The sequence below is a fragment of the Bradyrhizobium sp. RDM12 genome (genome assembly GCF_051917485.1).
In the GTDB taxonomy this organism is placed as follows: domain Bacteria; phylum Pseudomonadota; class Alphaproteobacteria; order Rhizobiales; family Xanthobacteraceae; genus Bradyrhizobium.
In genome coordinates this window covers 3,532,530-3,558,215 of sequence record NZ_CM133064.1, presented here as the reverse complement: position 1 = coordinate 3,558,215, position 25,686 = coordinate 3,532,530, and the positions used below count along the sequence as shown (strand labels likewise).

Genomic DNA, 25,686 nt, shown 5'->3' with positions numbered 1-25,686 from the left:
AGTGGCCGGCCTTTGGGCCGGCCATCGATGTTGGACGCCGCAGCGCTCTCAGTTACTCGCTCTGATGACCGGACTTCTTCATTTCTGCGAGGATGCCGTCGAGATTATAGGTCTCCGGCGCCTGCATCGGAGGGAAGTCCTTGTACGAGAAGAGCTCCTTTTCCCAGAGCAGCTGACCGAGGGGCAGGATATTCCAGTCATACAGGTAGGCCGTGCTCGGCGAGCCGATCGAACCGGCATAGCCCAGCAAGGATTTGGCATCGGAGCCGACCGTCTGCTCGAATGGGTCGCGCTTGATGTTGGCGACCTGCGTCCAATGGAAGCTCTGCGCTCCGAACAATCCGCCGGTCCCGGTGTCCGGCACCATCGTGTAGTACATCTTCCAGTTCTTGTAGCGTACCGCCGACGGCTGTGCGCCGGTGTAGTAGAAGAAGACGTCGCGCGCTGACTTGTCCGTGCCTTCGAGATAGGCGCGCTGATCGACGCCGTCGAGCGTCGTCTTGACGATGCCGGGATAGCTTCCAGCCTCGATCTGTTTCTTCAAAGCGTCGCCCTTCGGCCCGCCGGCGATGTCGACGAGCGTCGGCAGCCAATCAAGTGCCGACATCATCTCGTTCTTGACCGTGCCCGGCTTGATGTGGCCCGGCCAGCGAACGACCAGCGGGGCGCGCATGCCGCCTTCCCAGGTGGTCAGCTTGCCGCCCTTGAAGGGGGTGGTGCCACCGTCAGGAAACGTGATGTTCTCGGCACCGTTGTCGGTCGTGAAGACGATGATGGTATTGTCGAGCTGGCCCATGTCCTCGAGCTTTTTGAGGACATAGCCGATATTGTCGTCCATCTGCTTCATGCCGGCCTCGTTGAGGCCCCAGTCCTTGCCGCCCGGCTCGCCGATCATCGCCTCGTATTTCGGCGGCAGCACGGTCGTGATGTGCATGCGCGCCGGGTTGTACCAGACGAAGAACGGCTTGTTGGTCTTCTTGGGATCGTTGCGATCAAGATAGTCGATCACCTTGGCCGAGATTTCTTCGTCCACGCCTCGCGATCGGTCGAGCGTCAAGGGACCTTCGTCCTTGCAGGTCTGGTTTGCTTGCGAGCCGTCCGACGACTTGCACGCAATGACCGGCCGCGGCGGCGTCAGGCACGTCGTTGTTCGAGGATCAACGGCACCTGGGACATCCGCGAGTCCCGGACGGGCGTTGCCTTGCAAGGCGGCGCAATGCCTTGCACGGTCGGGCTCTTGTTGATGTCCGGGAAGCTCACCCCTGCATCGCGTCGAGGTGATACAAATAACCCCAGAACTCCTGGAAACCATGCGCAGTCGGTAGCGCCTCGGGATTGTCGCCAAGGTGATTCTTGCCGAACTCGCCGGTATTGTAACCGAGGTCGAGCAGGAACTTGGCCACGGCGGGGGTACCGGGTCGCAGCCAGGACGGGCTGCCCGGCAGCTGCGGCGGTATCATGCCCGTGCGCAGCGGATGCATGCCGGTGAAGAAGGCGTTTCGTCCGGCGGTGCAACTCTGCTCGGCATAATATGTCATGAAGAGCGCACCGTCGTTTCCGATACGATCGATGTTTGGCGTTTCTCCGACCATCAAACCGCGATGGTAGATGCTCGGCTGCATGATGCCGATGTCGTCGCCCATGATGAAGAGGATATTGGGCTTGCCAGATGATCCTTGTGCAACGGCCGGCAACGTGATCGCCGGCAAGCTGGCCGCGACCAGCGCGGCGGTTGAAAACAGCTTTTTTCTTAGATTTTTACTGATCTTCATCGCTTCAGCTCCTATCTTCAAAACCGTGACGGGTGAACAGGCAGGCTTTCGAAGCCCGGCAGGCTGCTGCAAAAGGATGTCATCGGCTGGCGGCACGCGCCCGGGTCGACGCTCCCTTCGAGGCCAACCTTCCCAAGCTTGCTTTGAGAGCGCTATGCGAATTCGGCAGAGCATCTCTCAACCATCCTGTTTGTTTGAAACGCGGCGTAGTGTTGATGATGGGCTTTCATTAAAAATGGCGCGGTAAGCCACGGCGAAGCGTCCGAGTTCGGTAAATTGATGATCTCGGGCAATCTCCGAAACACTTGTCGTTTCCGGGTTAGCGCGTCTCAACGCCGATCGCGCCCGATTCAATCGCCGCAATAGGTGGTACCGGCCTGGGCTAACCCCCAGAAATTCAACGCAGCAAAGTCGTAAGGTCCGCTCCGGCACGCCGATCGTGGTGCAAAGCTCAGACAGGTTCAGATGTGCCTCCCGTCGTGCCGCCAGGGCCTCCTCGAAGCGAACCATGATGTCGGCGTGGCGTCTTCTCCCCGTCAAAAGCTTGTCGGTCTGTTCGGTAGACAAGCAATTCACGAGCGCATGCAACAATTCCTGCTCGAGGGATCGAGCAACTTCGGGGATCGCAATCAGTTCTTGTCTGGTTTCAGCGAGCCGACAGGCCTTAGAAAGCAGAGATAACATTGATCTGGCGGCGGCGCGCGCAGGTACTATCGCGCGGCCTTCCGATGGCGCACTGATACTTTCACCGGTCAAACTCCTGCTGCATCGCGCGAGGTCCTCTGCCGCCAGCGACATGAAACACCAGTCCCCTTTTCCGGCTGTCCGCTGATGCGCCCGCTCACCGAGGGAGTGGAGAACCAGGTCACCCGGATTCAAAGCAAGCCCGCAATACGTCAAACCGGAATGCCCCCTCACCGAATCGAGATGTGCACCTGAGCAGGAGATAATGCGACGAACGCGATGCGGGGGAGGTTCTCTCGCCCCCTCAGCACGTGCAGGCCGCCTAGATGCAGCCAAGTCAGGCGTGCGTTGAACTCACCGCCTGCCGTGACAAAGAGGTCGACATTCGCTGCTCCGATTGCCGCGCAGTATTCGTCGGGGCTGGCAAATGTGGCCGTGCCGTTCTCTGCCATCCGATTTGTCTCGTTCGAGGCATGCGCCGTCGCCTTCTGTCCGGCGCAGGCGCGCAGCATGAGAGATCGACCGCGATCCGCCTATGCAACTTCGGAAGCGGAACGCCCCGGAGCCGGATGAACTCTATTTCTCTGCTTGCCCCTCTGTTTTGCCGAAATTGCATAGCGGGGTGCAGCGGTCATCCTTATTCTATCATCATAGCAATCCGCTGCCGAATGGCGGGTACCTCTGCCAACCCCGGAGAAACAGATGAAGCCCAGAGCACAGGTCCTCGTTCCGATGCTGGCGGCCGGCTGGATTGCCTTTGGGAGTCCAGCGCATGCGCTCGAAGTAGACGGCTCGTGGGCCACCTCCCCATCCTCCTGTGGTCAGGTTTTCATCAAGAAGAATGGCGCGGTTTCCTTTCGGCAGGATTCCGACCAGTACGGCGGCGGGTTCATCCTGGAGGGAGACAAGATTCAGGGTCAGATGCAAACCTGCACGATCAGCAGGCGGAAAGAGGACGGCGATGTCATCCATATGATCGCCAAGTGTGCGGACGACATCATGACATCGAATGTTCAATTCAGCGCAAAGATCATCGACAACAACACCATCGCACGAGTTTTTCCGGGAATGCCGGAATTCACGCTGAGCTATTCGCGTTGCCCGATGTGATTTGTTTGAAGGTTCGGACTTCACTTCACGTCTTCGGACCGACGCGATGGATACTTTCCTCGGAAACGCGCATGACGCGCCAGCAGAGTAACAAGCTGCGGCGCGCCATCACTTTCGCAAATCGGCCCAAAACTATCGCCTGGCGATTCAGCGCGCATCGAATGGAAAAATCACTTTCCAATCGTTTTTCATGTCGATCAAGGTCCACTTGTTGGCAGCGGCCGCATCCAGAGCAACGTCGAGATGTCCGAAATGCGATCGCCGATCATAGGCATATTCGCGTACGGCGTCGGTGTGATGAACGATGGCCCCGAAGCGCACACCGTCACTGATCGTCGTCCACTGGAGCATCTCGAGATCGCCGTCCGAGTTACCGAACGCTGCAATCGGGCGGCGGCCAAGAGCCTCGTTGATGCCGACCGGCTTGCCCGCTTTATCGTCGACGAAATTCAATTCCGGCAAGCGGAACAGCGTGGGGATGCCGTCGCGCATCTGGAATTTGGTCTTGATCGAAGATCCGATCACCTGTTCAGGAGTAACGCCGTACACTTTCTCCGTCCATGGACGCATGAACTCGACACCGCCACCCGACACGATGAAGGTTTTGAAGCCGTTTGCCCGCAAATAGGCCAGTAATTCGAGCATCGGTTGATAGACCAGTTCGGTATAGGGCCGCTTGAAGCGCGGGTCGCGCGCCGTGGCGAGCCAGTCTGTCACGATCTTTGAGAACTCATCGGTGGTCATGCCAGCGTGGGTCACCATGACCAATTCAACGAGATCGTGTTCGTCCATTTTGGCCAGTGCTTCGAGGTCTCCTCCAGCACGGATTGATACGGCTGAGTGTGCTTCCACTCGGGATGCTGGGGGCCATCACCCTGACGCGATCGAGCGCAAATGCCAGTTGGACATACATCGGCTGCTCGACCCAAAGCGTGCCGTCATTGTCGAAGGTCGCGGCACGCTCGGCGGGCGCCACAAAATCAGGACCGCCGGCTCTGGTCACCCGACCGACGAATTCGATAATGGCTTGCTTCGTCGGGGTGGCATTCCACGAGGGTAATGGATCGACTTGAGCAAACGCCGGCAGCGACCAGCCCAAACCTAACGCGAGCCCGAGGATCATACCCAGAGATTTGCGCTTCATATTTCTCAACTCCAGCTGCATTCGATGCGAAATCACGCGCGCTGAGCACCAAATTTGGACGAAGAGGACGATCACCGTCTATGCGATTTCGGCAGACTTCGCATGGCCAGGGTGGGGGAAGCGGACTCTCACGGCAAGAGAAGACGGTGCGCCGCACAGGCCGCGCGGATAGAAGGCCGACCAGCCGAAAGTGCATAGCGCAGAGCCCCAGTTTGTCGTGATCTCGAGATCGAGCGATGCCGCTTCATCACGTTCTTGCAGAGTCAGATGCGCACAACATTGCCTGTTCTGACGACGATCCTGCTTTTGACTGCAAGCTCGCACGTTCGGGCGCAAACAGACCTCACCGCATACGCAGACGCCAACGGGTACGTCGATGTGCAGACACTGAGCTGTAGCGCGCTTGCGGGCACCTGGCAGGGCGACGCCGACCGGCTGACCACCTGGTACAGCGGTTGGTACAACGGCCTCGCCAAGAAGCATTTCTTTAACATCGCCAGGGCGAAAGAGCTCGAGCATGAGGTGATCGTCCATTGCAAGACAAATCCGCAAATTCGCATCATTGAAGCGATCGACGTCATACTCAAGCAGGAAAGGTTCTCGGGCGGGTTCAAATGACGCCGCTCTTGAATGCGAACCTTCGTCACGACGCGTGGCGGCGGCGGCGCAGAGAATCCGCTCGACCGCCGAAATTGCATAGTCAAACCCGCAATGCTCTTTCATGGTCACGGGGTAAGCGAGACCTCTTGGCCAAATCTCGGGCAACAACGCCGCCGAACACGAAGGAGAGGACAAACATGACGAGCAAGACCAACGCTGTCGCGCTTGCAGGTATTATCGTTGCCTCCATTGCATTGGCCGGCGTCACCGGCGCGTTTGGCCAGGGCGCCGCGACGTCGCCGTCGATGAAGACGATCGGCACGCCTAGCGCGGCTGCCAAACCCGAAATCGTCCCGTCACTCTTCGTGATAAATTCCCGCGGCGCGACGCTGCAGGGCGAGACCCTCGTTCTGACCGGTGTCACGCCGAGCTCGATCATCTTCGCCGATCGTCCGGTACGAGCCGCCGGCCATCAGTCCACCGCCGATGTGATCGCTGAATGGGGCTCCGGGGAGGACAGCTTCGCCAAGAACCCGCCCAACGCGACCGTGTCGGTCCTGGGCAAGGACGGCTCGGTGAAGGATGCGGTCCTTGTTCTGAAGAACCCGAAGCTCGAGGGCGACAAGCTGACTTTCGCCGTGCAGGTCCTGGAAGGCGATCTCACTGGCGCCGACGGACCGACAGCCGTGTTCATCGACATCATCGGGCGGCCGCTGACGCCGCTATCGTTTGCAGGCGTTGCTCGCCGCTCCGCGTTCCGCGGCGCGATGTACGCCGGCGCCGTCGGGGCCGCTGCATATGGAGCTGCCGCCTATGCCGCTCCCTACTATCATCCCTATGCGCCGCCGGCCTGCGGCTACTATCCCTACCCGCCTTGCTACTGAAGACCCGAGTCGCGAAAGCGGCACGCCCCACGTTGGATCTGGACGTCACGTGCCCAGATCCGCTTTCGAAGCGGCAAGTGTCAAAAATCCGCGCTCTCCCGAATCCAGCTCCCGAAAAAGCGGCGCTTCAACCGACAGGAGACCAGCTCATGTGGCGCCACGCGCGTATCACTCTGCTCGCCACTGCCGCGTCCGCCGTCAGCGTTGCGGCGTCGGCTACCGACGTCCCGGCCCGAATGGAGCCAGTTGCGCCGGTCGCTTACGTGCCGGCGTTTTCATGGACAGGATTCTACCTCGGAGGAGAGCTTGGCTGGATACAGACGAACCCGAAATACACGACGGGTGCGCTGTTGTTTGGGGCACCCTTCCTCGGAACGTCTGGATCCCGCAAGGACGGCGTGACGTACGGAATTCTGACCGGCTACAATTACCAGGCGGGCCAGCTCGTGCTGGGCGTCGAAGTCGATTTCCAGGGATCGACGGTCGGCGAAATCCGCTCCACGGCAATCACCGGGGATTTCCCGCACCGCGCACAGCAAATGGGGCAGCTCGATAAGCGCGCGGCTCGGCTACGCCGCCGATCGTGCCCTGCTCTATGTCACGGGTGGGGCGGCGTTCGCATCGATCGAGACTTCGATTCTCTTTACTGGCATCTCGGTCGGCTGGGACGGCACGCGCGTGGGTTGGACGGCTGGAGCCGGCGTGGACTACGCCTTCACGGGCAACTGGTTCACAGGGCTCGAATACCGCTACTCGCAGTATCAATCCCAATCCTTCGTCTATCCCATACCGGTCCTCAATCTCGGCATCGTCGGTCTCAAGCAGGAACTGAGCAAAAATTAGGTCACGGCACGCATTTGCTACAAGTGCTGAACCGTTTCGACACCGGATCGTATGGCCGAGCCAACAGGAATATTTCCAGAAAGCGGGACTTTTCGTCATGCTCAAACATCTCCTTAAGCTGTCGTTCGTTGCGCTCGCCACCGCGTTCGTATCGCCCGCGGTTGCCCAGCAACCGCCCCCCGGAGTTAGCGTCGGCACCCTGACTTGCAAAATGGCGCCTTCGATCGGCTTGATCTTCGGGTCCCGCCAGCGCATGGCCTGTCGTTTCACACCCAACGGTCCATATCCGCCGGAAGCATATGTCGGCGTGATGGGCACGCTCGGTCTCGATATCGGGATCACGGCAGGCGGGGCCATGGCGTGGAGCGTCTTTGCACCGACGGCAGGACGGCGGCGCGGAGCGTTTTCGGGCACTTACGTAGGCGCGAGCGGCGCGGTTGGCGTAGGTGTGGGCGTCGGTGCCAATTTGCTGTTCGGCGGATCGGGCCGTTCGATTGCGTTGCAGCCGATTTCGCTCGAAGGTTCGGTCGGGGTCAATCTGTCTCTCGGAGTTTCGAGTCTTACGCTTGCTTTGGCACAATGAAGGTCTAGCGAAGTGCATCCCCAGCTTCCACCGCGGACCTGCGGCCACTTCAACGAAGCCGCCTGGTTCGGAACCAGTCATCAGAGGACGTTTCGATGAGAATCACAGTGAAATCGCTGGTTACGCTTGGAGTGTTGCCCGTGCTCGCCATCTTGTTGGCGAGCGCCGCTTCCGCACAGGCGGACCTCGGGAAGGCGCTTCTGGAGAAGCTGACCGCCAGGGTGGCCAAGCTCGAAAGCGCTTGCGCCGGCGACATCAAGAAGTATTGTAAAACGGTGACGCCGGGCGAAGGGCGCATGATCTACTGCATGCAGGCCCACGAGGACAAGATCAGTCCCAAATGCGCGTTCGAGCTCGAGGAAGCCGCAACGGGTGCGCAAACCGCGGCTGACGCCCTGAAAGATGCAGTGATTGCATGCAAGGCCGAGATAAGCGGCGCATGCGGAAAGGTGCTCCCGGGCCAGGGCCGAATCGCGGCTTGCCTGCTGTCAAACAAATCGACGGCCTCGGCAGGTTGCGTTGATGCCATTCAGAAGATCCAGCGATGGCCGCTCAATAGCAGCGGCAGCGCATAGATATTGCCGTTTGACGTAGCTCGCGCCGTTCGCTCGCTGACACAAACTGATCGGGTGGAGCGGAAGTCCCCGGCCACGCGAAGAGTGCGCGGATAGGCTTGCACACGATGCATTTGGCGCGTCGCTTGCCGCCAGTGATCCCCCACTGAGCCACCCGCGCGACGCGTTGACTCGCCGCGCCTGGCCCGAGAGCGATCTAGCAATCACGCAAACTCGCCAGACATGCACAAAATGTAATTTTACACGCGCACGCCCGCATGCGAGTGCAGGCCGCGGCTGGGAATGGCCGCACGTGACGTACCGGGCCGCCTCAACTCACGTCCAATACGGACATCATCAAAACACTCAACCAGTTCAGCGCCATCGGAGTGAGCACGAGAGCGACCCTATGGCGAGACCGATCTATGAACTTTGAAGACAACGAATCGTCGGATCTGACGGTCGAGCAATGCGAGGAACTGGCGGCCGCCTTGGCTGAGGACGCATCACTGCTGCCGCCGGGTCCGAAGAAGGACGACCTGTTGAGGCTGGCACAGAACTATCGTCTGCTTGCAGCGATGAAGAGCATGATAGCGCGCAAGCTGAATTGATGGGTTGCTCGAGTCGACGGGCGGAGCCAGCGACGGCATGTCGAGATCTTTAAGAAAGTTTGGTCTTACACCTCTGCGACAAAGGGCCCACGCATTCCAGGCCCTACTTCGGACTCTATGCACCACTCCTGATTGCAGGTAGAAATCCCGCTATGAGATGCACTGCTGACGCGAGTAGTGCACATAATCCCCACGAGCGGGGCTTCTCCAAGGGAGCTTTTCGGTCACCATGGTACGAATGCAGACCCCACTAGTCATCGTTCTTGTTTCGAGCATGCTTTCATCAGTTCCTGCGTTTGCTCAAGCAGCGCCGACCAAAGTCAGAATTCAGGACTATCCCGGTACGGGAAATATGCTGTTTCGGATTGCCGCATCAAAAGGGTTCTGCGAAAAACATGGGATAACATGCGAACTCAAGATGATCTCCTCGGGCCCGCTGGGAGCGTCAGCCCTGCTCTCGAGGAGCATCGATGTCGGCTTCTTTCCGGCCGAAGTGCAAATTAGCGCCATGATCGCCGGCGCGAAGCTCAAGGCGATCTTGAGCGGAGCGAGACTTAACCCCTTCGCGATCGTCGTTCGCAAAGACCTCGATATCCACCTTGCCGGCAAGCAATTCCCGGACATTATGGCGAACCTCAAGGGACGAACGATTGGCGTACCCTCCCGAGGAGGAAGCGCGGAGCTTCAGTTCGGGTTGCTCGCGAACAAGGCCGGCCTTGCGCCGGCGGACTTTACCTACGTCGCGGTCGGCGCACCGGACACCTCCTATGGCGCGCTCATCTCCAAGCAGATCGATGCCAGCATGGCATACGAGCCGTCTGGCTCGATCTGTGAGGTTCTCCGCACCTGTGCCGTGCTATTCGACCTCAGCCAGGCCAGCGATCCTCCCGAGATTGCCCGCACCAATGGAGGCGTGACGAACGCGGTGGTGACAGAGGAGATGACCGAGCAAAGGCCACAAGTCGTCGACGCCTCGATCGCAGCGGCAAAGGAGGCTGAACTCTTCCTGCAAGATCCGGCGAATTTCAATGAAGCGCTCCAGATAGCAAAAACGTTCTTCAGGTTTGATCTTCCGAGAGGAGACGAGATCATGGAGGCATCATTCAGGCGGACCCTCCCGACTCTCAGAACGTCCATCGACCGGTCCGCGCTCAGCCAGATCGCCACTAACATGCTGACGATGAAGCAGATCGATGCTCCGTTTGACGCCACGCGACTTGTCTATACCAAGGCGCCCTAACGGCTCCGACGAGAGGATATGCGTGTGTCGTGGTCTGATGGCCGGAGAGGATCGAATACACGGGCTGGCGCCCTATCGGGCCATGTACCGCACTGTGCCTTCAAGTGACGATGGACGGTTGGAGGCCGCTCGAACATCCTCGGGCGGTCTCTTCAGGGTGACCGAAGGCGTCTCACCGAAAAGAGCTCGATAGGCCGCCGCGAAGCGGCCCAGTTCCCAGAAACCATGGTCGGTTGCAATCTGCGTTACCGTTGCGGTCGAAGATGTCGCCCGCAGCAGCGCACGGCGGACCAAATGCATTCGTCTCAAGGTGAGATAACGGATCGGTCCTATTCCAAGGTGTTGCTCGCAGGCAGCCCGGAGAGTTCGCTCGGCCGCACCGACGGCTGCGCAAACTTCAGCCAGATACAGCGGCGTATTTGGATCTGCTTCCAAAAATTCTTCGAAGCGCGCGACGATAGTCCCGGTGTGAAGAGCACTCCTGCTTACTGGCGAAGCGGCCCCTTCCGTCAGACATCTGATCAACGCATGGATGAGCTGCTGCTCGAGTGCGCGGACGACCTCCGGTATTTCAAACAGTTCGGGCGTCTTCTTGACGATCTCTCCGGTCATCGCATGCAGCTCCATGAACCGGCCCATAAGCTGCGGGTCTGGTCGAATGAAGAGCTTGCTGCGCTCTGGATCGAACTCGCGACCGGTGATGGCGTAGCACGCGGAAACCAAATCTTCAGGGGTCAGAGACACCGATCCAAGGCGGTACTTTCCCGCCGTTATTGCATGCTGCATGTCGAAGTCGTCTGCGATCAATTCACCCCGCTCGAACAGCCTGGCGCAGTGATACACTTCGGGCTGCTCTTCCGTGAGGAAGTTGAATATTTTGCGTCCGCGCTTTATCGAACCCTTGTGGACGCGCGGCAGCTCTTCGCTGAGACGCTGCATCCACAGCCTGTTCAAAGTAGCCTGTATCAGCTCAGCCCGAAATTGTCCCTTCGCGGTGGGGATTATTTCAATCTCGGCAGCGCGAATGGCGCTCTGAAATTGAAATGAATCGGTGAAGGTAAGCGCTCTCGTGAAAACCACTTCCAGTCTCCGTCAGGCGGCGTTTTTTCTGTGCGCTCATCGTGGGGAGAGCATGCCTCATCGGAGGCCGAACCGGGAAATACCGGCAAAAGATCGAGAAATTGCCTGCTGGAGTTTATCAAAACTCCGCAAGTTGCAAAGTGAGTTGAACGGTCAGGACGACGCACGAGCGCGTTATTATGTTTTCGTACGATCGCAGCACAACCGCGGAGGCGAGGAGGTCTGTTTGGTGCGCGGGGCGAGAAAACACCGTCACAACTCTGAAATATTTCAGACCAGCGCAAAACGCCTGCCGGCTTGTTTGTCGGCGCAACCAGAAGTATTGTGCTCTTGCTGTGCGATCGGGGCAACAGCCCAGATTTGAAACGAATTGCGAATACCGTCGCTCCCCGCCACGGAGCTTCAGCAGGGATCGGAAATGGATGCGCTGCTTCCGGGTAAACCCTTGTTGGGGAGCTGCGAGGGTTTCCCTGCAATCGAATTGCGAGACCTGAAGGTTCAGTTCGAGGCTGCGACCGCCAATACGGTGCTTGCGCTCGACGGAGTATCGCTCGCCATCTCGCCGGGCGAGTTCGTTTCCATCGTCGGTCCAAGCGGCTGCGGCAAAACCACCATTCTGAATTTGCTTGCGGGACTGCTGTCCGCGCCCACCCTGGGTGAGGTCAGTGTCTTCGGCAAGAAGCCGTTCGCCGGGAATACCGATATTGCCTACATGCTGGCGCGAGACAGCTTGCTGCCGTGGCGCACCGCACTGGGCAACGCCGCCTATGGAATGGAGCTTCGCAATGTCGGCAAAAGCGAGCGAGAGGAACGCGCAGCGGGCTTTCTGCGGCGCGTTGGGCTCGGCGAATTCGTCCACCAATATCCAAAGGCACTGTCGCACGGAATGCGCCAACGCTGCGCCTTGGCACGGACGTTTGCGCTTGAGAGCCGACTTCTCCTCATGGACGAGCCCTTCGGTGCGCTCGATGCTCAGACCAAACTTCAACTTGAGGAGCTGCTGCTGGAGCTCTGGTCGGCCGAGCAAAGAACCGTCTTGTTCGTAACCCACGATCTCGCCGAGGCAGTGGCGCTGGCGGATAGGGTCGTCGTTCTGACGCAGCGTCCAGGCCGGATCGTCGCCGACGTTGCGATCGATCTGCCACGACGGCGAAGCGTACGCGCGCTCCAGACACAACCCCATTTCCACTCGCTTTGCGCGAGGCTTTGGGGTCTACTCGAACGGGAGACGAAGGCCAATGGCAGTTGAACGCGCCAGAGTGCCGCGCTTGTTGCGCCATGCGCTTTTCGTTGCGGCCTTCGTTCTGGTCTGGGAACAAGCCGCCGCCAGGGGGATGCTTGATCCGACCTTCTTTGGTCGCCCATCGGGCATGGCTCGTTATCTTTGGAAGGGATTCGTCACCGGAGGCCAGCTCTGGGTGGAGCTCGGCTACACCGTGCTTGGCGCGGGCATATCATTCGTCGGCGGGAGCTTATGTGCCATTGCCGTCGGCTTGGTCTTTGGGAACTTTCCGCGAATACATCGCGCAACAGAGCCCTATATAACCTTGCTAAATGCGATGCCCAGGATCGCACTGGTCCCGCTGTTCCTGTTATGGTTCGGTCTCGGCATCGGCTCCAAGATCGCGGTTGGCTTCAGTCTCACCTTCTTCATCGTGCTGTCGGCGACAATTGCCGGAATGCGAAGCGTGGATCGGGACCACGTTCTTTTGTCGCGGGCACTTGGCGCGAATCCGAGCCAGATATTCTTCAAGGTGACGCTCCCGGCCGCAGTACCGATTATTTCGTCAGGCATACGGCTAGGCTCGATTTTCGCCTTACTTGGGGTCGTCGGCGCGGAATTGATCGCCGCTGAGCATGGCCTGGGTCAGACCGTGGCTTATCTTCAGGCCACGTTCAACGTGGATGGCGTGATGGCAATCCTGATCCTGCTAGCCGTTCTTGGCCTCGGAGCGTCAGCCCTCATGAGCAGGCTAGAGCGGAGCCTGCTCGCGTGGCAGTAGTCTCGTACTGACGGGTCGTGAGCGATTTATGAGATTTCGGCGAACATCGAGCGTGTGCAGCTTCGAGGAAGTTCAGGCTCTCATGCCGTCACTATGGGCGGGCTGGTGCGCTGCGACGTAAGACCTCGTGCGATTTGAGGATCGCCACCGGCACCTCGCGGGGTTGGCGAAATCACCTGTACTATAAGTGCATCCAGTCGGCCAAGCAGGGCGCCTGCGAGACAGAGACGCAGAGTGCGTCAACCGCAAGATTCCCGTCCGGTGAATCGAGCAGCTCGTGGTGGAGGCTCTGATTGACCAGCTGCTCCAGCCAGATCGCGTCATGTCCATTCTGCTGGCTCTCGAACGCACTGCTGAGGAGGATGACGAGTACGATCCAAGCGAAAACGTCGAAGCCGCTCATGGCGATCCCTTGCTGGGCAGGTGCATTAGTCGGCGCCTACCGTGGACAAGCGCCCTCGTGCACTCCACTTCAGCTCGCCAGCTGCGGCTCTGCGAACTTTCAATCGCCGTTCAGGATTTCGGGCTGCGGCCGGTATAGCCGAACCGTATGGTTCCAGCCTTTCGTGGTCGGCAGGCAATTCGAATCTTACCGTCGCAACCGCCGAATTGGATGGCGACCGAACCGTCCGCACCCTTCTTCCGGTGATGCTGTTGATCGAACAGGCGTCGTCCGGCTTCTTGGCGCTCATCTCGATTTTACTCCGCTTCGCAGCAACGAAGGTCAGTTCGGCCAGGCCGAACCGAGGATGATCGAGCAGAAGTTCTGGCGGACATAGGTCATGTCTTTCAGCGCCAGGACATCAGCCTTCACGTTCCCGAACGTGGTCAGCGGCTTCTTGATGATGCCTTTGGCGAAGTGATCTATGATGTTCTCCTTGAAGTTCGTCTCGCGGGGATGATGGACGCAGACATGGTCGCGCTGCTCATGCGTGAAGTCGTGATAGGCGATCCCAAGCACATCCATTTCGACACCCGCGGTCACCAGCGCGATGGTGGGGCGCATATGCTCAGGGATACCGGGGGTGGTGTGGAGCGCGATCGCGGTCCAGACGTCCTCGATTTCACGCTCCGGCAGGCCGTAGCTTCTCATGAAATCGCGCGCAGCATTGGCACCATCGACCTCGAAGCGCAGGTCGGGACTGGAATACTTCTCTGTGAGGCCCATGTCGTGGAACATGGCGCCGAGGTAAAGCAGCTCCGGCTCGTACTTAAGGCCGTGGCGCTCGGCGGTGAGCGCGCCCCAAAGGAAGACGCGGCGACTGTGGTTGTAGAGCAGGTCGTCCTCGGTATCGCGCACGAGCTGCGTGGCGGCGCGGGCGATGGCACTGTCGGGCAGGCGGATGCCGGCGATGATCTCGGACATGGAGCAAACTCCTTGTTTGCGTAGCGGGCTGGTTGCTTGTCCCTATTTGCCAACCGAGCACCGCTCCGCACAAGGAAGGGCATCCCGCGGATCAGGACAGCCGTACGTCTTTTCCTGACATGACGGTTCGTATCGAAAGCAGGATCGTGAGCGTTGTCTTGCTGGGGAGCGCGCGATCTATTCCGGTGTCGCCCGCCGGAAGCTCGCGCGATATTGGATGGGGCTCACGCCAAGACGGGCGGTGAACACGATCCTCATCCGATCCGCCGAACCGAAGCCGCAGTCGAATGCAACCGCCTTCAGCGGCCGGTCGCTTCCCTCCAGCATCATGCGAGCCGCATCGATGCGGGCGCGCTCGATGAATTCGTGCGGTGTGATCCCAGTCGCCTGCACGAAATGGCGGGCAAGATTTCGGGCGCTCATCCCGACGACAGCGGCAAGGGAGTCAAGCGAGTGGCGATCCCCGACGTTCGCCATCACATGGTCCTGGATACGGGCGATCGGCGATTCCGGATCGGCAGGCGCCGTGAGATAGGGGCTGAACTGTGACTGTCCACCCTGGCGCTGGGCGACCACGACCAGCCGCTTGGCCACCTTGAGCGCCGTTTCCGCGCCGTGACGCTGCCCGACCAGCGCCAAACCGAGATCTATTCCCGCCGTCACACCCGCGGCGGTGATCAGCCGCCCATCGCGGACATAGATCAAATCCGGCTCGACTTTTGCTCTGGGGAACCTGGCCGCCAGCGCCTGTGCATCCTGCCAATGGGTCGTGACACGCCGATCGTCCAGCAGACCGGCGTAGCCAAGGACAAAAGCCCCGGTGCAGATCGATCCATAGAGGCTCGACCGCCACGGCAGCTCCTTGACCCACTGAAGCAAGTGCGGTTCGGGCTCCGTTTCAGGTGGGGTGGGCGTGCCGGCCACCAGAACGATGTCGAACCCACCCGTCGCCTGCTCAAGCGTTAGATCCGCAATAAGCCGTATGCCGTTCGAGGCGCGCAGCGGATTGTGGTGAGCAGCAACCAGTACGGGTTCATAGCGGTCGGCACTGTCGAGAAAAGTGTTCGCCTCGCTGAACACGTCCATCGGCCCGGCCACGTCCAAGGCCTGGACCCCCTCGTAGACGACGATCGCGACAGCTTGTACCGGCACCTTTGCTGCCTCTCCAGTCAGGCGCCTTATTATGCATGTCGTTCACACAGTGCAAAGGCCGGGCGCTGTCTGGACAGGCGAGCCTGTCGCGCCATCATTTCGGTGCTGCGTTCTTGTCGGGGATCGTCAATGCCCCGTCTTTGGAATCGACCACGAAGACCGCGAGCAAGCTGGCCGGCTCGGTGTCGCTCGCGTTCTCGCTGACCCTGTGATGCGAGCCTGGCGTTTCGTAAAAGCCCTCGCCTGCGTGATAGACCTGCGCAGGGTCATTGCCGACCTGGCTGCGGATGGCCCCGGACAGGACATAGGCATAGATAAAGGCCGACGCTGCGTGGCGATGAGGCAGCGACTTGCTGCCGGGAGGATAACTCACCAGGACGGCAGCTATTCTCTTTCCTTCGACGTTCGGCAGTGCGTGCTCGAAGACGAGCTTGACTTGCTCCCGATCCTGAGCGATCGCGGGCGAAGCTACCGCAATGGCTGCTGCTACGATCGCCAAGAACGTCCTTCGTAGCAGTTCTATTCCCTGTCTGGGCGTGATTGCTGAACGGCGTGACAGCGCGGCTATCCGATTGGTGAATGCACTGATCGACATCATGACCTCCTCTTCTAATGAGACCAGGGCGAACCCGCGATCATGTCGCAGGCGTTCGGGCTCTTGAACTCCGGCATGAAGCGTTCGCAGACTGCGGCGTTGACGGTGCCGTACGTGGTCGCCGGCTTGTGGGCAAAGCCGGCGAAATACTCCCGAACAAAGCCTTCCTTGAAATCTGTGCGCGGATATTTGGCCACGATCTCCTCGCGAAGCTCCGCAGGAAACTGATCGAACCCTACCCCGATCACATCGAGCAGAACCCCTGAATTGAGGAGCGCGACCTCGGAACCCATGTACTTCGGGATGCCGGGTGTGGTGTGCAGCGCAATCGCTTCCCAGACCGTCTGCACCTGGTCTTCAGAAATGTTGTGTGCGATCAGAAACTGTCGAGCGGCGTTTGCACCGTCGACCTCGAAGCGTTCGTCCGGGCTGGAGAACTTCTTGATGAGACCGAGATCGTGGAACGCGGCGGCCACGTACAGAAGCTCGGTATCGAAACGCAGCTTCCTCCGACGGCCCTGCTCCGCCGCGAACAGGAAGACGCGGATCGAGTGGTTGAAGAGCAGATCGGTGGAATGCTCGCGCAGGACGTCTGTCGCCTCTTTCGCCAGCAAAGAATCGGGAATGACGAGGGCTTGGGCGGGAGTTCGGGGGCACATTTTTTGTCCTTTCAACGAAATACGATGGGCTTGGCTGGCGCATTCAGGCGCCTGAGAGCGCAAGAGCAGGCCCGAGATCGGTCAGTTCGCACCGACCGCAAGCACGATCTTTCCTTTTGGCCGGGGCCGCGCGCCCTCCAGCATCAAGTGAGCCTCGCGCGCATCCGCGAGAGGCAAGACCACGCCGACGTTTGTCCGCAGTTCTCCACCATCGAGGAGGCGAGCGATTTCCGTCAAATACCGGCTCGTGACGTCGACCAAAAAGAAGGTGGCTTCCACGCCGTGCTGTTTTGCGAGATCCTGATCCGGGCGGGATACTGCCGAGATGAGCTTGCCGCCGCGACGAAGGACCTGGAACGAGCGGCTTTGCGTCTCGCCGCCGACGAGATCGATGACGGCGTCCGCATCCCGCACTTCCTCCTCGAAGCGCTGGCTCCGATAGTCGACCACCGTGTTTGCGCGAAGGTTGCGCACGAAGGAAGCGTCGGCCGTCGATACTGTTGCGATGGTTTGCACACCCGCATGATGGGCCAACTGAACGGCGTAGGCTCCCACGTTACCGGCCGCCCCGTGAATGACCACCGATTGACCTGCTTTGAGTTGGGCATGATCAAACAGCGCCTGCCATGCAGTGACGGCAATGACCGGAACGGAGGCGGTTTCAACGTGCGTTAGCGACGTCGGCTTGCCGGACACCATCTCCGCGGAAGCCAAGGCGTACTCGGCGTAAGCCCCGATAAACCGCGGATTGGTAACACCGTAGACCTGCTCTCCCGCACAGCGTTGCGAGACCCGGGCCCAACAGCCACGATTTCACCGGAAAGATCCGACCCCAGAGTGAGCGGGAGCGGCTGCGGCAAAGCGCTCTTGCCGGCTCTGATCCAGCCGTCCCATGGCCCTACTCCGGCAGCTGCAACTTTGACCAGGACCTCGCCGGGCCCGGGCTCCGGACGGGAAAGGGCCTCGAACTGCATGACCTGTGGCGGCCCGAACTCATGCACGCGCCACGCCATCATCGTCGATTCTGTCCGCGCTTCCCTACCCGAGGTCATCTCACTCTCCTTGCGCTCAGCTCGTCGCGAGTAACGCCGACCACTGTCAGGAGCCTTGCTGCAGTTTCGCCGGTTGTCTCCTCGGCCGGCCGGGATCGTCCGTATGTCGCCATGGAGCCCTGCTTTGGACAACGAACAAGATCCTACGGATCAGGACAGTCGAACGTCCTTTCGACAAACGGCCGCCGGAGAGTTCATCGCAATAGGTTTCGACACGCCGGGCTCCGAGATCGCCCGAGAGGCGATCCAACGGAGGACCGATCAGGGCACGCCTGGCAAGCAAGAACAGGTGGCAAGACAACTCGGACCGCCGCAGGAGCGCCGCGCTCTAGGAGCTCATCCCCAACAGGTTGGAATTGCACGACACTAGGCGGTGAATTGCCTGTCTTTCGGATACCTCCCGACCGGCGCCTCCGGTATCGTGGGCCTCACGGCCAATCGGTTGGGGACACCACGAGAAGAGATGTTTCAAAACCTATAGGATCTGGCGGCGATGGGCGAGGCCTTGAGCCATCGACGGATTACCGGGTGCTGCGGCATCTCGCGCCGCGGCCGATGTTCCATGCCGGCCCAGGACAGGAGACCCGGACCGGCATCCTGCTGGACACCGAGACGATCTGCCTCGATCATGCCGAGGACGAGATCATCGAGCTCGGCATGGTCAAGTTCGACTACACCCGGGACGGTCGCGTCGTCGGCGTCCGCGAAATGTTCTCCGCCTTCAACGAGCCGTCTACCTTCTGAACGGCACCGGCTACTTCCACCAGCACACGCGGCTCCCTTAGCTCTTTCCGTGTCTCGGCATTTCTCCGCCGAAATTGCACCGCGCCCCATGACCTGCGTCCCGAACGCAGTGAGTATCTTTTAAGTTATTGATATTTCTTGGTGTGGCAGTCGTTCCCGTCCCGTTTTGTTCACTGTCGTTTCACCCAATTCATTGCGATTTCGTTGCGGGCGTTTACCGCGAGAACAGCTACAAACCTCGTCCGATTTCTCTGCGCGAAGGGCGCTTCTCCGGTCGCATGAGGCGGAAAAGGCCCCCGGGAAAGACTCGAACTCGTTTCATGACGGGATGAGCGAGCCACCCGCGAGCGGATGTCGCCGTCATGCGAGCCGAAGCGCTCTCGCGAAAACCCGGCTGCGCAGGCGGTCGCGTTCAGCCACGGGCGATCCGGAACCGGTGAATTCGGCGACGCCGAGCTGATCTGTAATTCGGCGATGTGTCTGAGTACCTGTCCGCGCCCTGACATGCAGCGGGAACCTCGGACCTTTTTATTCGCAATTATCCTTTCGGTAGGCCTAACTCCTCGATGGCCCGGAGGCAGATCTTGGCGGGGTCCTTGAGGCCCGTCTGCCCGATCTCAATGATCTTCCCGGCGGTATCACTTCGGTGAGCGGATCGTTTCGATCCTGTACGCCAATCGTACGGAGGGCCTTCTCGTAAGCGCTGGAAAGCCGCGTTATCTATTCAGGCCCAAGAGGTGAGTTTTGAAATATTCGGTAGATGGCCCAGCGTTAGTCCCCCTGCTGGACGTACCGTAGCATCAGCTCGCCAAGGGAGCATTGCGATTCGAGCCTTGGGCAAACGATTTTCGGTTTTCCGGGATGACCAGAGGCTCGACGGAAGCCGCTCAGGAGGAGTCAGGGAGCCTTCGCGCGCGCCCGTTCGCGGGCGGCTCGGCGGCGTTGATCCCGGCCGAGCCGGGTCGAGGCAGGAAGACGAGCCGCGGGTGTGGTGGCGGCGGCTCGGCTCCAGCTGCCTGCCTTCCGGCCTCGGCTTCAGAAGGCCGAGCTTCCATGAGCTCGAGCACCGCGCGCCCCTTCTCATTGTCACCAACCAGGCCGATCCGGCGCTCGTCCAGGCGAAGCTCGGGAATGGCAAGAACCTGACGGTCCGCGCGCCGAAACTGCACTTCTTCGAAGATGATCCGTTCAGCCGCCCTACGAAAGTGAGGACGGCCTGCCTGAGGCGCTTCGCGTCGGACAGCTTCAATCAAAACGATTCTTTCGCCTCTGTCGCACTATGGAGTTGGCTGAAGTATCACGTTGTCGATAAGCCGCGTCGAGCCGACATAGGCGGCCACGCACAGCGCCGCGGGGCGGTGCAGCGGACTTGACGCGGGCTTGAGCGTGTCGCCGTCGACGAGCTCGAGGTATTGCAGCTGATCGACCGTTTCCAAATGCCTCTTGGCGATTGCAACCAGCTTGTCCACGTTCCGCTCTCCCAAGCCGAACGCCTCCGCTGCGGCGAACAGTCCACGACTGATGGCGAGGGCCTGCCCCCGATCTTCCTCGCTGAGATACCGGTTACGGCTGCTCATTGCGAGACGGTCCGCCTCCCGACGGTCACGATCTCGATCGGCAGATTCAGATCGATGGCCATCCGACGCACGACCGCACACTGCTGAAAATCCTTTTGCCCGAAGAACGCGACGTCCGGCTGCACCATATTGAACAGCTTGCATACAACCGTCGCGACCCCACGAAAATGTCCCGGTCTGAAAGCGCCGCAAAGCAGTTTCGCGAGCTCGCCCGGTTCGACGAAGGTCTCGAATTGAGCAGGATAGATTTCTTGTGAAACCGGCGCGAAGACGATCGTAACACCGGCATCGCGGCATAGCTTCTCATCGCGCTGGAAGTCGCGCGGATACGTACTTAGATCCTCGCGTGGCCCGAACTGGGTGGGATTGACGAAGATGCTGACCACGGTGACGTCGCATTGCGCCCGGCTGGCCTCGATCAGCGCCAAATGGCCGTCGTGCAGATAGCCCATTGTCGGTACAAGTCCGACACGTTTGTCGGCTCTGTGAGCGTCCGCGAGCGCGCGGCGAAGCTCGACGACCATCGTGATTGTCTGCATTTCTACGCTTCACATCGGGTTCGGTTGGAAGGCGCCCAGTTTGCGATCGTCTCACCTATGCCTTCGGGAAGCCGATAGGATTCTTGCGGTGCCGGAAATGTACCGTTGCGGACATCGGCAACCCAACGCGACAGCGCCTCCTGCAACACCCGAAAGCCGTCGGCGTAGGTCCGAACGAATCTCGGGACATGGCCTTCAATCAAGCCGAGCACGTCGTGGAACACCAGCACCTGCCCCGAACAACCAGGACCTGCGCCAATCCCGATGGTCGGTATCGTCAGCGTTTCCGTCGCTCGCGCAGCGAGCTCGGTCGGGATGCCTTCCAGGACCAGAGCGAAGCAGCCGGCCTCCTGCAGGCGATGGGCGTCGTCGAGCAGGCGCAAGGCGTCATCGGCCTTGCGGCCCTGCACCTTGAATCCGCCCATTGCATTGACGCTCTGCGGGGTCAGGCCGAGATGACCCATCACGGGAATCTCGCACTCGACCAGGGCACGTATCATTGCGACGCGTTTGAATCCGCCCTCGAGCTTCACGGCGTCAGCGCCACGCTGCAGGAAACCTCCGGCGTTACGTATCGTGTCCTCGGGACTGAGGTGAAAGCTCAGAAATGGCATATCGGCCACGAGCAAGGCTCGAGGCTTCGCACGCGCAACCGCCTCAAGATGGTGATTCATCATCGCCATGCTGACCGGCAGCGTATTGTCGAATCCGAGGCAGACGTTGCCGACGCTGTCTCCGACAAGGATCATATCCACGATGGGATCCGCGATGCGTGCGGTGACCGCATCATAGGCGGTCGTCATCACGAGGCGCCGCCCCTCCTCCTTCCACAGCTGCAGCCTTGGAAGCGTGACCCGCTCGAACGCCGTTTCGGACCTGTGGCTCATATCCACTCCTACCGTAAGACTGACATCAGTTCGATTCTGCGGCACGAAGTGGTATGGTCTTGGCGTCGCCTGCCTCGCCCAGGATTTCGAAGCAATAGCGCTTGGCACCATCCCGAGTGACGGAATAGGTCATGCGATCGGTAATGTGGTTGTCGCGATCGAAGGCGAGAATTCTTGGTTTCAGCCGAACGATTTCCGCCCCATCCACGTACGTCGAACTGCAGACGATGATCTGGTCGCCGACGTGGCAGGTGCGCGCGGCGGCACCATTGAGGACACAACAACGTGAGCCGGGTTCGCCAAAGATGACATAGGTCGAAATTCGCGCGCCGGAATTCTTGTTCCAGATCTCCACGAATTCCATCGGCAGAATCCCCGCCTCATGGCACTGATCCGGATCGAGCGTAATCGAGCCGTGATAGTGAAGATTGGCCTCCGTGACATGGATGCCGTGAAGTTTGGCGGCAAGCACCTTTTTCATCTGAAAGTCCCGTCGAACCTCGCACGCATCCCCAAAGCCGGGCATTCCTACGGAGCACGAGATAAAACTGTCAACCTCGATGAGCAAAATGAAACATATCTCTCAAAAATGGCGACCCAACGCATAAAAACGTCCAATGGTCGCGCGATCATCACGTAAGAACTTCCCACCCAATCGCCATGTGAAAGGCGGAGTTGCCTCGAGCTGGGCGCCGACGTCTCAAGTACCCGCGAGCGATGCGCCGCTGGCAGGAACGTCCGGTCAGGCGGCTCGCATTTTGGTCAGAAATTGGTCTACCGCCGTACGCAGCATATCCGACTGATTCTCCAACCCACGCGCATTAGTGAGAACCTCGCCGGCTGCTGTACCGGTGGCGGCCGCTGCGGTGCTGACGTTGCCTATATGCACTCTGATTTCGTTGGAACCCGCGGCGACGGACTGGATGTTGCGCGCAATTTCGCTTGTCATAGCACTCTGCTCTTCGACCGCGGAGGAAATGCTCAGCGTGATGTCACTCATCCTGACGATCGTTTGCGTAATTCCGTTGATGGCGAGAACTGCGTCGTTTGTAGTTGCCTGCATGGTCTCGACCTGCGTGGAGATCTCCTCCGTTGCCTTTGCCGTCTGATTGGCAAGCGCTTTAACCTCGGCTGCCACGACAGCAAATCCGCGTCCGGCGTCGCCGGCACGTGCCGCTTCGATCGTCGCGTTGAGGGCAAGGAGATTGGTCTGCGTGGCGATACTATGGATGAGTTGGACAACTTCGCCGATCTTTTCGGCTCCGCTTGCCAGGACCTGCACCGTAGCGTTTGTGCGCTCAGCGTCACCAACAGCTTGGCGCGCGACCTCGGTCGACTGCAACACCTGTTGCGATATCTCCCTTACCGACGCAGATAATTCCTCGGCGGCGGCGGCTACCATTTCGACGTTCCCGGACGCTTTTTCTGACGCAGCGTCGACGGTGGACGCGCGCAGACCGGCATCGCTGGCGGTCGTGGTCATAATATCCGCTGTGCCCTGCATATCGGCGGCTGAAGCGGCGACCGCACGAACGATGCCATCGACGCTTTGCTCAAAATCATTCGCAATGCTCTCCAAGGTGGCACGGCGCTCGGCAGCCGTGCGACGTTGAGCTTCGGCCTCGACCAGCTCCAGCCCCCGAATACGAATCGTGTTGTCCTTGAACACTTGGACGGTCGCGGCCATTGCGCCGATCTCATCTTTCCGACCTACACCTGGAATGTCCTGTTCGAGTTCGCCGTCAGCGAGCCGCCTCATGCACGTGCCAAGTGCTGCCAACGGTTTAGTGATGCTGCGGCCGAGGAACCAGGCGATGACACCCGAGACCAGTCCGATCACGATGATGGCACCCCCGAGCGACCACATGATCGGTTGCAGCTTGGCATCAAGATCATCCAGATACGCGCCGGAACCGACGAACATGTCCCATCCGGGAATGCCTACCGCGTAGGACAGCTTCCTGATCGGCTCCTTTTCGCCGGGCCTCATAAACTCGTAACGCAGCACGACATCGCCGTTCGCCGCCACGCCGTCCCGCAGTTCGCGGATCAGCGCACGTCCGTTGGTCTTGCCGTCAAGACGATTGACCCCAATTGTCTTTGGATCCTGAGAGGCGACCGCGACACCTTCCATCGTACTTGCAAAAATATAGCCCGCGCCCTTGTCATACGTCATCGTCTGAGCACGGCGGGAAAATTCAGCAATTGCAGCCTCTTTGGTGAGTTGGCCTGCCTCGACTTGCTTCTGCAAGCCTAATGCAAAGTTCTTGGCGATCTCGACGATGGCGCGGGTCTGTTCGACACGCGAATTGATCATTTCCTTCTGCATCAAATAGCCCGCAAGCAATCCAGCTGAGAAGAGGCCCAGCATCGAGATCGCAACTATAATGCTGATCTTGGGAGTGATCGGCATGTTATTGAGTGATTTCAAGGAACGTCTCCAAGGCAACTGCCCGGCGGGCTCAGGCGCATAGATTATTGCTTGTATACAAGTGATCGGTTTAGGTTTCGTTACGGCCGCTACAAGTCGGCCAACACTTGCGCCATGTTGACCAGGATCGGACGACGGAGTGCCAGCTCCTTTCCACTGCGCATGCATCGACGAGATGAGCAGGTCGACAACCCTCATCTCGCCGGTCAAGCCCTTCCACCAGCGTCAAACGCTCGACACCGACGCAGCCTTCATCGTGGCCTCCGTTTCCGTGTCGACCTTGAAGCCCTTCGCGGACAAATCCCGGCCGAGGGTCTCGGGCAGCAAAAGAGAGGCGAGAATGAAGACGGCCGCAGCGGGAAGGGCCACCGCAACCATGCCGTTGAGAAGGCTTCCGCCGAAATGGGCGGCCGCAAGTGGCACGATCACAGGGGCTATGCTGCCGAGCCCGCGACCTCCCATATAGAATGTAGACACCGCTGTCGCACGCAGGTTGACCGGATAGAGTTCCGAGATCCAGACGCCCGTCACACCCAGCGCGACGTTGCCAATGCCGAAGCCGATGTAGAGCCAGAACATCGGCCACTCAGTCTTCGATCCCACGTAGAGCTGGCTCCCCCACACAGCCATACCGACCAAAGACCCGACCCAGAACAGCGCGGGCACGAGGGCTCCGAAGCGGCGGCCAGCCCTGTCATTGAAAAAGCCGTTCGCGAGGTAGCAAATGCCGCTGACCACCGAGAGCAGAACGGCTGTCGTGCGAACGACATCACCTGGCGTATGCATATCGCGCAGCAGCAGTGTCGGAATAAAGGAGACGACGCTGTAGTAGCAGAGCATGTAGCTCATCAGCCATACGAAGGCGATGACGGTCTGCCGTGCCAGCCCATTGCGGAAGAGATCCGCAAGGGGAAGTGTGCGGGCTTCTGCGGTGACCTGACTGGCCTTGCGTTGCGCCTCATACTCCAGCCAGATCTTGGATTCAGGCATAAAGAAACGAATGAAGATGATCAGCAGGATGGGCACACCGCCACTCAGTAGGCCGATGCGCCAGCTCCACTCGTCGCTGAACGTCGCAATCAGCCAGATGCCAACGATTGAAGCCGTGGATGACGCGATCACGGCACAGCCTTGGAGCGCGGCCGCGCCCAAACCTCGGCTGCTCTTTTTCCAGGCCTCGTTGAAGAGCACCATGCCTACGCCATACTCGCCGCCAAGACCGATGCCGGTGATCAACCGCAGCACGGCAAGCGACCAGTAATTCCATGCGAAGGCCGAAATGATCGCGGCAACCGAGAACAGCGCGATTGTGAGTTGAAGCGAGGTCTTTCGGCCAAGTCGATCACCAACGATGCCAAACAGCGCGCCGCCAATGGCCGATCCGAACAATGTCAGAGCTTGCAGTGAACCGACCTCGGCCAACGATAGCGACATCGACCGTTGGATCGCGGGCAAAAGAAACGGAAAGATCAGAACGTCGTAGAAGTCGAGAATGTAGCCCAGCATCGCCGAGATCATAATCGAATACCGTTGCCTCGCCGTGTAATCTTCCGAAGTTCCGATCGCCGTAGACATG

The 25,686-nt window shown here is 59.8% G+C and carries 24 protein-coding genes and 5 pseudogenes; 11 read left to right on the top strand and 18 right to left on the bottom strand.

Annotation, left to right across the window (positions count from 1 at the left end):
• Window positions 1-52 precede the first annotated feature (52 nt).
• From ACTGJ9_RS17130 to ACTGJ9_RS17120, 3 genes and pseudogenes are all read right to left on the bottom strand, one after another.
• A pseudogene (locus tag ACTGJ9_RS17130) lies at window positions 53-1,772 on the bottom strand (arylsulfatase).
• 177 nt (window positions 1,773-1,949) lie between these two features.
• A complete protein-coding gene (locus ACTGJ9_RS17125) occupies window positions 1,950-2,570 on the bottom strand; it encodes a helix-turn-helix domain-containing protein (RefSeq protein WP_456677995.1) in 621 nt (206 codons plus the stop codon).
• 116 nt (window positions 2,571-2,686) lie between these two features.
• Window positions 2,687-2,968, bottom strand: coding sequence for a hypothetical protein (locus ACTGJ9_RS17120; RefSeq protein ID WP_456677994.1), 282 nt, complete (start codon window positions 2,966-2,968; stop codon window positions 2,687-2,689).
• Between the two features lie 190 nt (window positions 2,969-3,158).
• On the opposite strand from ACTGJ9_RS17120, the gene ACTGJ9_RS17115 reads away from it, so the two are divergent.
• Window positions 3,159-3,566 carry a hypothetical protein gene (locus ACTGJ9_RS17115; protein ID WP_456677993.1) on the top strand — a complete coding sequence of 136 codons (408 nt, stop codon included), beginning with the start codon at window positions 3,159-3,161 and terminating at the stop codon, window positions 3,564-3,566.
• A 147-nt stretch (window positions 3,567-3,713) separates the two neighbouring features.
• On the opposite strand, the pseudogene ACTGJ9_RS17110 reads toward ACTGJ9_RS17115, so the two are convergent.
• Window positions 3,714-4,689 (bottom strand): annotated as a pseudogene (locus ACTGJ9_RS17110) (HAD family hydrolase).
• A gap of 288 nt (window positions 4,690-4,977) precedes the next feature.
• On the opposite strand from ACTGJ9_RS17110, the gene ACTGJ9_RS17105 reads away from it, so the two are divergent.
• From ACTGJ9_RS17105 to ACTGJ9_RS17075, 7 genes are all read left to right on the top strand, one after another.
• On the top strand, window positions 4,978-5,328 hold the full coding sequence (locus ACTGJ9_RS17105; RefSeq protein WP_456677992.1) for an HdeA/HdeB family chaperone: 351 nt from the start codon (window positions 4,978-4,980) through the stop codon (window positions 5,326-5,328).
• A 179-nt stretch (window positions 5,329-5,507) separates the two neighbouring features.
• Window positions 5,508-6,194: a hypothetical protein gene (locus ACTGJ9_RS17100; RefSeq protein WP_456677991.1), complete on the top strand. Its 687-nt coding sequence runs from the start codon at window positions 5,508-5,510 to the stop codon at window positions 6,192-6,194.
• A 426-nt stretch (window positions 6,195-6,620) separates the two neighbouring features.
• Complete coding sequence (locus ACTGJ9_RS17095) at window positions 6,621-7,037, top strand: outer membrane protein (protein WP_456678557.1); 417 nt, start codon at window positions 6,621-6,623, stop codon at window positions 7,035-7,037.
• A gap of 97 nt (window positions 7,038-7,134) precedes the next feature.
• Entirely contained in the window at window positions 7,135-7,620 is a 486-nt protein-coding gene (locus tag ACTGJ9_RS17090) for a DUF992 domain-containing protein (protein ID WP_456677990.1), read from the top strand.
• A 107-nt stretch (window positions 7,621-7,727) separates the two neighbouring features.
• The gene (locus ACTGJ9_RS17085) at window positions 7,728-8,195 is read left to right on the top strand and encodes a cysteine rich repeat-containing protein (protein ID WP_456677989.1); all 468 of its coding nucleotides are present in this window, start codon (window positions 7,728-7,730) and stop codon (window positions 8,193-8,195) included.
• Between the two features lie 404 nt (window positions 8,196-8,599).
• A complete protein-coding gene (locus tag ACTGJ9_RS17080; RefSeq protein WP_456677988.1) occupies window positions 8,600-8,785 on the top strand; it encodes a hypothetical protein in 186 nt (61 codons plus the stop codon).
• Window positions 8,786-9,014: 229 nt separating this feature from the next.
• The gene (locus ACTGJ9_RS17075) at window positions 9,015-10,025 is read left to right on the top strand and encodes an ABC transporter substrate-binding protein (RefSeq protein ID WP_456677987.1); all 1,011 of its coding nucleotides are present in this window, start codon (window positions 9,015-9,017) and stop codon (window positions 10,023-10,025) included.
• 72 nt (window positions 10,026-10,097) lie between these two features.
• On the opposite strand, the gene ACTGJ9_RS17070 is transcribed toward ACTGJ9_RS17075, so the two are convergent.
• Window positions 10,098-11,105 carry a helix-turn-helix domain-containing protein gene (locus ACTGJ9_RS17070; RefSeq protein WP_456677986.1) on the bottom strand — a complete coding sequence of 336 codons (1,008 nt, stop codon included), beginning with the start codon at window positions 11,103-11,105 and terminating at the stop codon, window positions 10,098-10,100.
• Between the two features lie 418 nt (window positions 11,106-11,523).
• Between ACTGJ9_RS17070 and ACTGJ9_RS17065 the strand changes: the two genes are divergently transcribed.
• Both ACTGJ9_RS17065 and ACTGJ9_RS17060 read left to right on the top strand, forming a co-directional pair.
• On the top strand, window positions 11,524-12,354 hold the full coding sequence (locus ACTGJ9_RS17065) for an ABC transporter ATP-binding protein (RefSeq protein WP_456677985.1): 831 nt from the start codon (window positions 11,524-11,526) through the stop codon (window positions 12,352-12,354).
• Complete coding sequence (locus ACTGJ9_RS17060; protein WP_456677984.1) at window positions 12,344-13,108, top strand: ABC transporter permease; 765 nt, start codon at window positions 12,344-12,346, stop codon at window positions 13,106-13,108. Before ACTGJ9_RS17065 ends, ACTGJ9_RS17060 begins: the two co-directional genes overlap by 11 nt.
• A gap of 181 nt (window positions 13,109-13,289) precedes the next feature.
• Here the strand turns inward: ACTGJ9_RS17060 and ACTGJ9_RS17055 are convergent, their stop codons facing one another.
• The 7 genes and pseudogenes from ACTGJ9_RS17055 to ACTGJ9_RS17025 all read right to left on the bottom strand — a co-directional run bounded on the left by ACTGJ9_RS17055 (window position 13,290) and on the right by ACTGJ9_RS17025 (window position 17,896).
• Entirely contained in the window at window positions 13,290-13,511 is a 222-nt protein-coding gene (locus ACTGJ9_RS17055) for a hypothetical protein (RefSeq protein ID WP_456677983.1), read from the bottom strand.
• Window positions 13,512-13,610: 99 nt separating this feature from the next.
• Window positions 13,611-13,791 (bottom strand): annotated as a pseudogene (locus ACTGJ9_RS17050) (carboxylesterase); the annotation flags it as partial.
• A 41-nt stretch (window positions 13,792-13,832) separates the two neighbouring features.
• Entirely contained in the window at window positions 13,833-14,474 is a 642-nt protein-coding gene (locus tag ACTGJ9_RS17045; protein WP_456677982.1) for an HD domain-containing protein, read from the bottom strand.
• A gap of 177 nt (window positions 14,475-14,651) precedes the next feature.
• Window positions 14,652-15,626, bottom strand: a complete 975-nt coding sequence (locus tag ACTGJ9_RS17040) for a GlxA family transcriptional regulator (protein WP_456677981.1) — start codon at window positions 15,624-15,626, stop codon at window positions 14,652-14,654.
• A gap of 94 nt (window positions 15,627-15,720) precedes the next feature.
• On the bottom strand, window positions 15,721-16,221 hold the full coding sequence (locus ACTGJ9_RS17035) for a cupin domain-containing protein (protein ID WP_456678556.1): 501 nt from the start codon (window positions 16,219-16,221) through the stop codon (window positions 15,721-15,723).
• A gap of 14 nt (window positions 16,222-16,235) precedes the next feature.
• Window positions 16,236-16,880: an HD domain-containing protein gene (locus ACTGJ9_RS17030; protein ID WP_456677980.1), complete on the bottom strand. Its 645-nt coding sequence runs from the start codon at window positions 16,878-16,880 to the stop codon at window positions 16,236-16,238.
• Between the two features lie 81 nt (window positions 16,881-16,961).
• Window positions 16,962-17,896: pseudogene (locus tag ACTGJ9_RS17025) on the bottom strand (NADP-dependent oxidoreductase).
• Window positions 17,897-18,460: 564 nt separating this feature from the next.
• On the opposite strand from ACTGJ9_RS17025, the gene ACTGJ9_RS17020 reads away from it, so the two are divergent.
• The gene (locus ACTGJ9_RS17020) at window positions 18,461-18,676 is read left to right on the top strand and encodes a hypothetical protein (protein WP_456677979.1); all 216 of its coding nucleotides are present in this window, start codon (window positions 18,461-18,463) and stop codon (window positions 18,674-18,676) included.
• An 887-nt stretch (window positions 18,677-19,563) separates the two neighbouring features.
• Here the strand turns inward: ACTGJ9_RS17020 and ACTGJ9_RS17015 are convergent.
• From ACTGJ9_RS17015 to ACTGJ9_RS16990, 6 genes and pseudogenes are all read right to left on the bottom strand, one after another.
• The gene (locus ACTGJ9_RS17015) at window positions 19,564-19,929 is read right to left on the bottom strand and encodes a hypothetical protein (protein WP_456677978.1); all 366 of its coding nucleotides are present in this window, start codon (window positions 19,927-19,929) and stop codon (window positions 19,564-19,566) included.
• Window positions 19,930-19,953: 24 nt separating this feature from the next.
• Window positions 19,954-20,792, bottom strand: a pseudogene (panC, locus tag ACTGJ9_RS17010) (pantoate--beta-alanine ligase).
• A gap of 2 nt (window positions 20,793-20,794) precedes the next feature.
• Window positions 20,795-21,679: a 3-methyl-2-oxobutanoate hydroxymethyltransferase gene (gene panB, locus ACTGJ9_RS17005; protein ID WP_456677977.1), complete on the bottom strand. Its 885-nt coding sequence runs from the start codon at window positions 21,677-21,679 to the stop codon at window positions 20,795-20,797.
• Between the two features lie 25 nt (window positions 21,680-21,704).
• Entirely contained in the window at window positions 21,705-22,160 is a 456-nt protein-coding gene (gene panD, locus ACTGJ9_RS17000) for an aspartate 1-decarboxylase (protein WP_456678555.1), read from the bottom strand.
• 261 nt (window positions 22,161-22,421) lie between these two features.
• Window positions 22,422-24,110 (bottom strand): methyl-accepting chemotaxis protein, encoded by a 1,689-nt coding sequence (locus ACTGJ9_RS16995; protein ID WP_456677976.1) that lies wholly within the window; start codon window positions 24,108-24,110, stop codon window positions 22,422-22,424.
• Window positions 24,111-24,335: 225 nt separating this feature from the next.
• A complete protein-coding gene (locus ACTGJ9_RS16990; RefSeq protein ID WP_247495136.1) occupies window positions 24,336-25,685 on the bottom strand; it encodes an MFS transporter in 1,350 nt (449 codons plus the stop codon).
• Window position 25,686: the final 1 nt, after the last annotated feature.

Excerpts from the sequence above, each read along its gene's own strand:
- ACTGJ9_RS17055 (WP_456677983.1), bottom strand. The coding sequence starts at position 13,511 with ATGAGCGGCTTCGACGTTTTCGCTTGGATCGTACTCGTCATCCTCCTC.
- ACTGJ9_RS17030 (WP_456677980.1), bottom strand. The coding sequence starts at position 16,880 with ATGTGCCCCCGAACTCCCGCCCAAGCCCTCGTCATTCCCGATTCTTTG.
- ACTGJ9_RS17125 (WP_456677995.1), bottom strand. The coding sequence starts at position 2,570 with ATGTCGCTGGCGGCAGAGGACCTCGCGCGATGCAGCAGGAGTTTGACC.
- ACTGJ9_RS17120 (WP_456677994.1), bottom strand. The coding sequence starts at position 2,968 with ATGCTGCGCGCCTGCGCCGGACAGAAGGCGACGGCGCATGCCTCGAAC.
- ACTGJ9_RS17105 (WP_456677992.1), top strand. The coding sequence starts at position 4,978 with ATGCGCACAACATTGCCTGTTCTGACGACGATCCTGCTTTTGACTGCA.
- panD (WP_456678555.1), bottom strand. The coding sequence starts at position 22,160 with ATGAAAAAGGTGCTTGCCGCCAAACTTCACGGCATCCATGTCACGGAG.
- ACTGJ9_RS16990 (WP_247495136.1), bottom strand. The coding sequence starts at position 25,685 with ATGTCTACGGCGATCGGAACTTCGGAAGATTACACGGCGAGGCAACGG.
- ACTGJ9_RS17115 (WP_456677993.1), top strand. The coding sequence starts at position 3,159 with ATGAAGCCCAGAGCACAGGTCCTCGTTCCGATGCTGGCGGCCGGCTGG.
- ACTGJ9_RS17035 (WP_456678556.1), bottom strand. The coding sequence starts at position 16,221 with ATGTCGATCAGTGCATTCACCAATCGGATAGCCGCGCTGTCACGCCGT.
- ACTGJ9_RS17060 (WP_456677984.1), top strand. The coding sequence starts at position 12,344 with ATGGCAGTTGAACGCGCCAGAGTGCCGCGCTTGTTGCGCCATGCGCTT.
- panB (WP_456677977.1), bottom strand. The coding sequence starts at position 21,679 with ATGAGCCACAGGTCCGAAACGGCGTTCGAGCGGGTCACGCTTCCAAGG.
- ACTGJ9_RS17075 (WP_456677987.1), top strand. The coding sequence starts at position 9,015 with ATGGTACGAATGCAGACCCCACTAGTCATCGTTCTTGTTTCGAGCATG.
- ACTGJ9_RS17090 (WP_456677990.1), top strand. The coding sequence starts at position 7,135 with ATGCTCAAACATCTCCTTAAGCTGTCGTTCGTTGCGCTCGCCACCGCG.
- ACTGJ9_RS17080 (WP_456677988.1), top strand. The coding sequence starts at position 8,600 with ATGAACTTTGAAGACAACGAATCGTCGGATCTGACGGTCGAGCAATGC.
- ACTGJ9_RS17045 (WP_456677982.1), bottom strand. The coding sequence starts at position 14,474 with ATGTCCGAGATCATCGCCGGCATCCGCCTGCCCGACAGTGCCATCGCC.
- ACTGJ9_RS17065 (WP_456677985.1), top strand. The coding sequence starts at position 11,524 with ATGGATGCGCTGCTTCCGGGTAAACCCTTGTTGGGGAGCTGCGAGGGT.
- ACTGJ9_RS17100 (WP_456677991.1), top strand. The coding sequence starts at position 5,508 with ATGACGAGCAAGACCAACGCTGTCGCGCTTGCAGGTATTATCGTTGCC.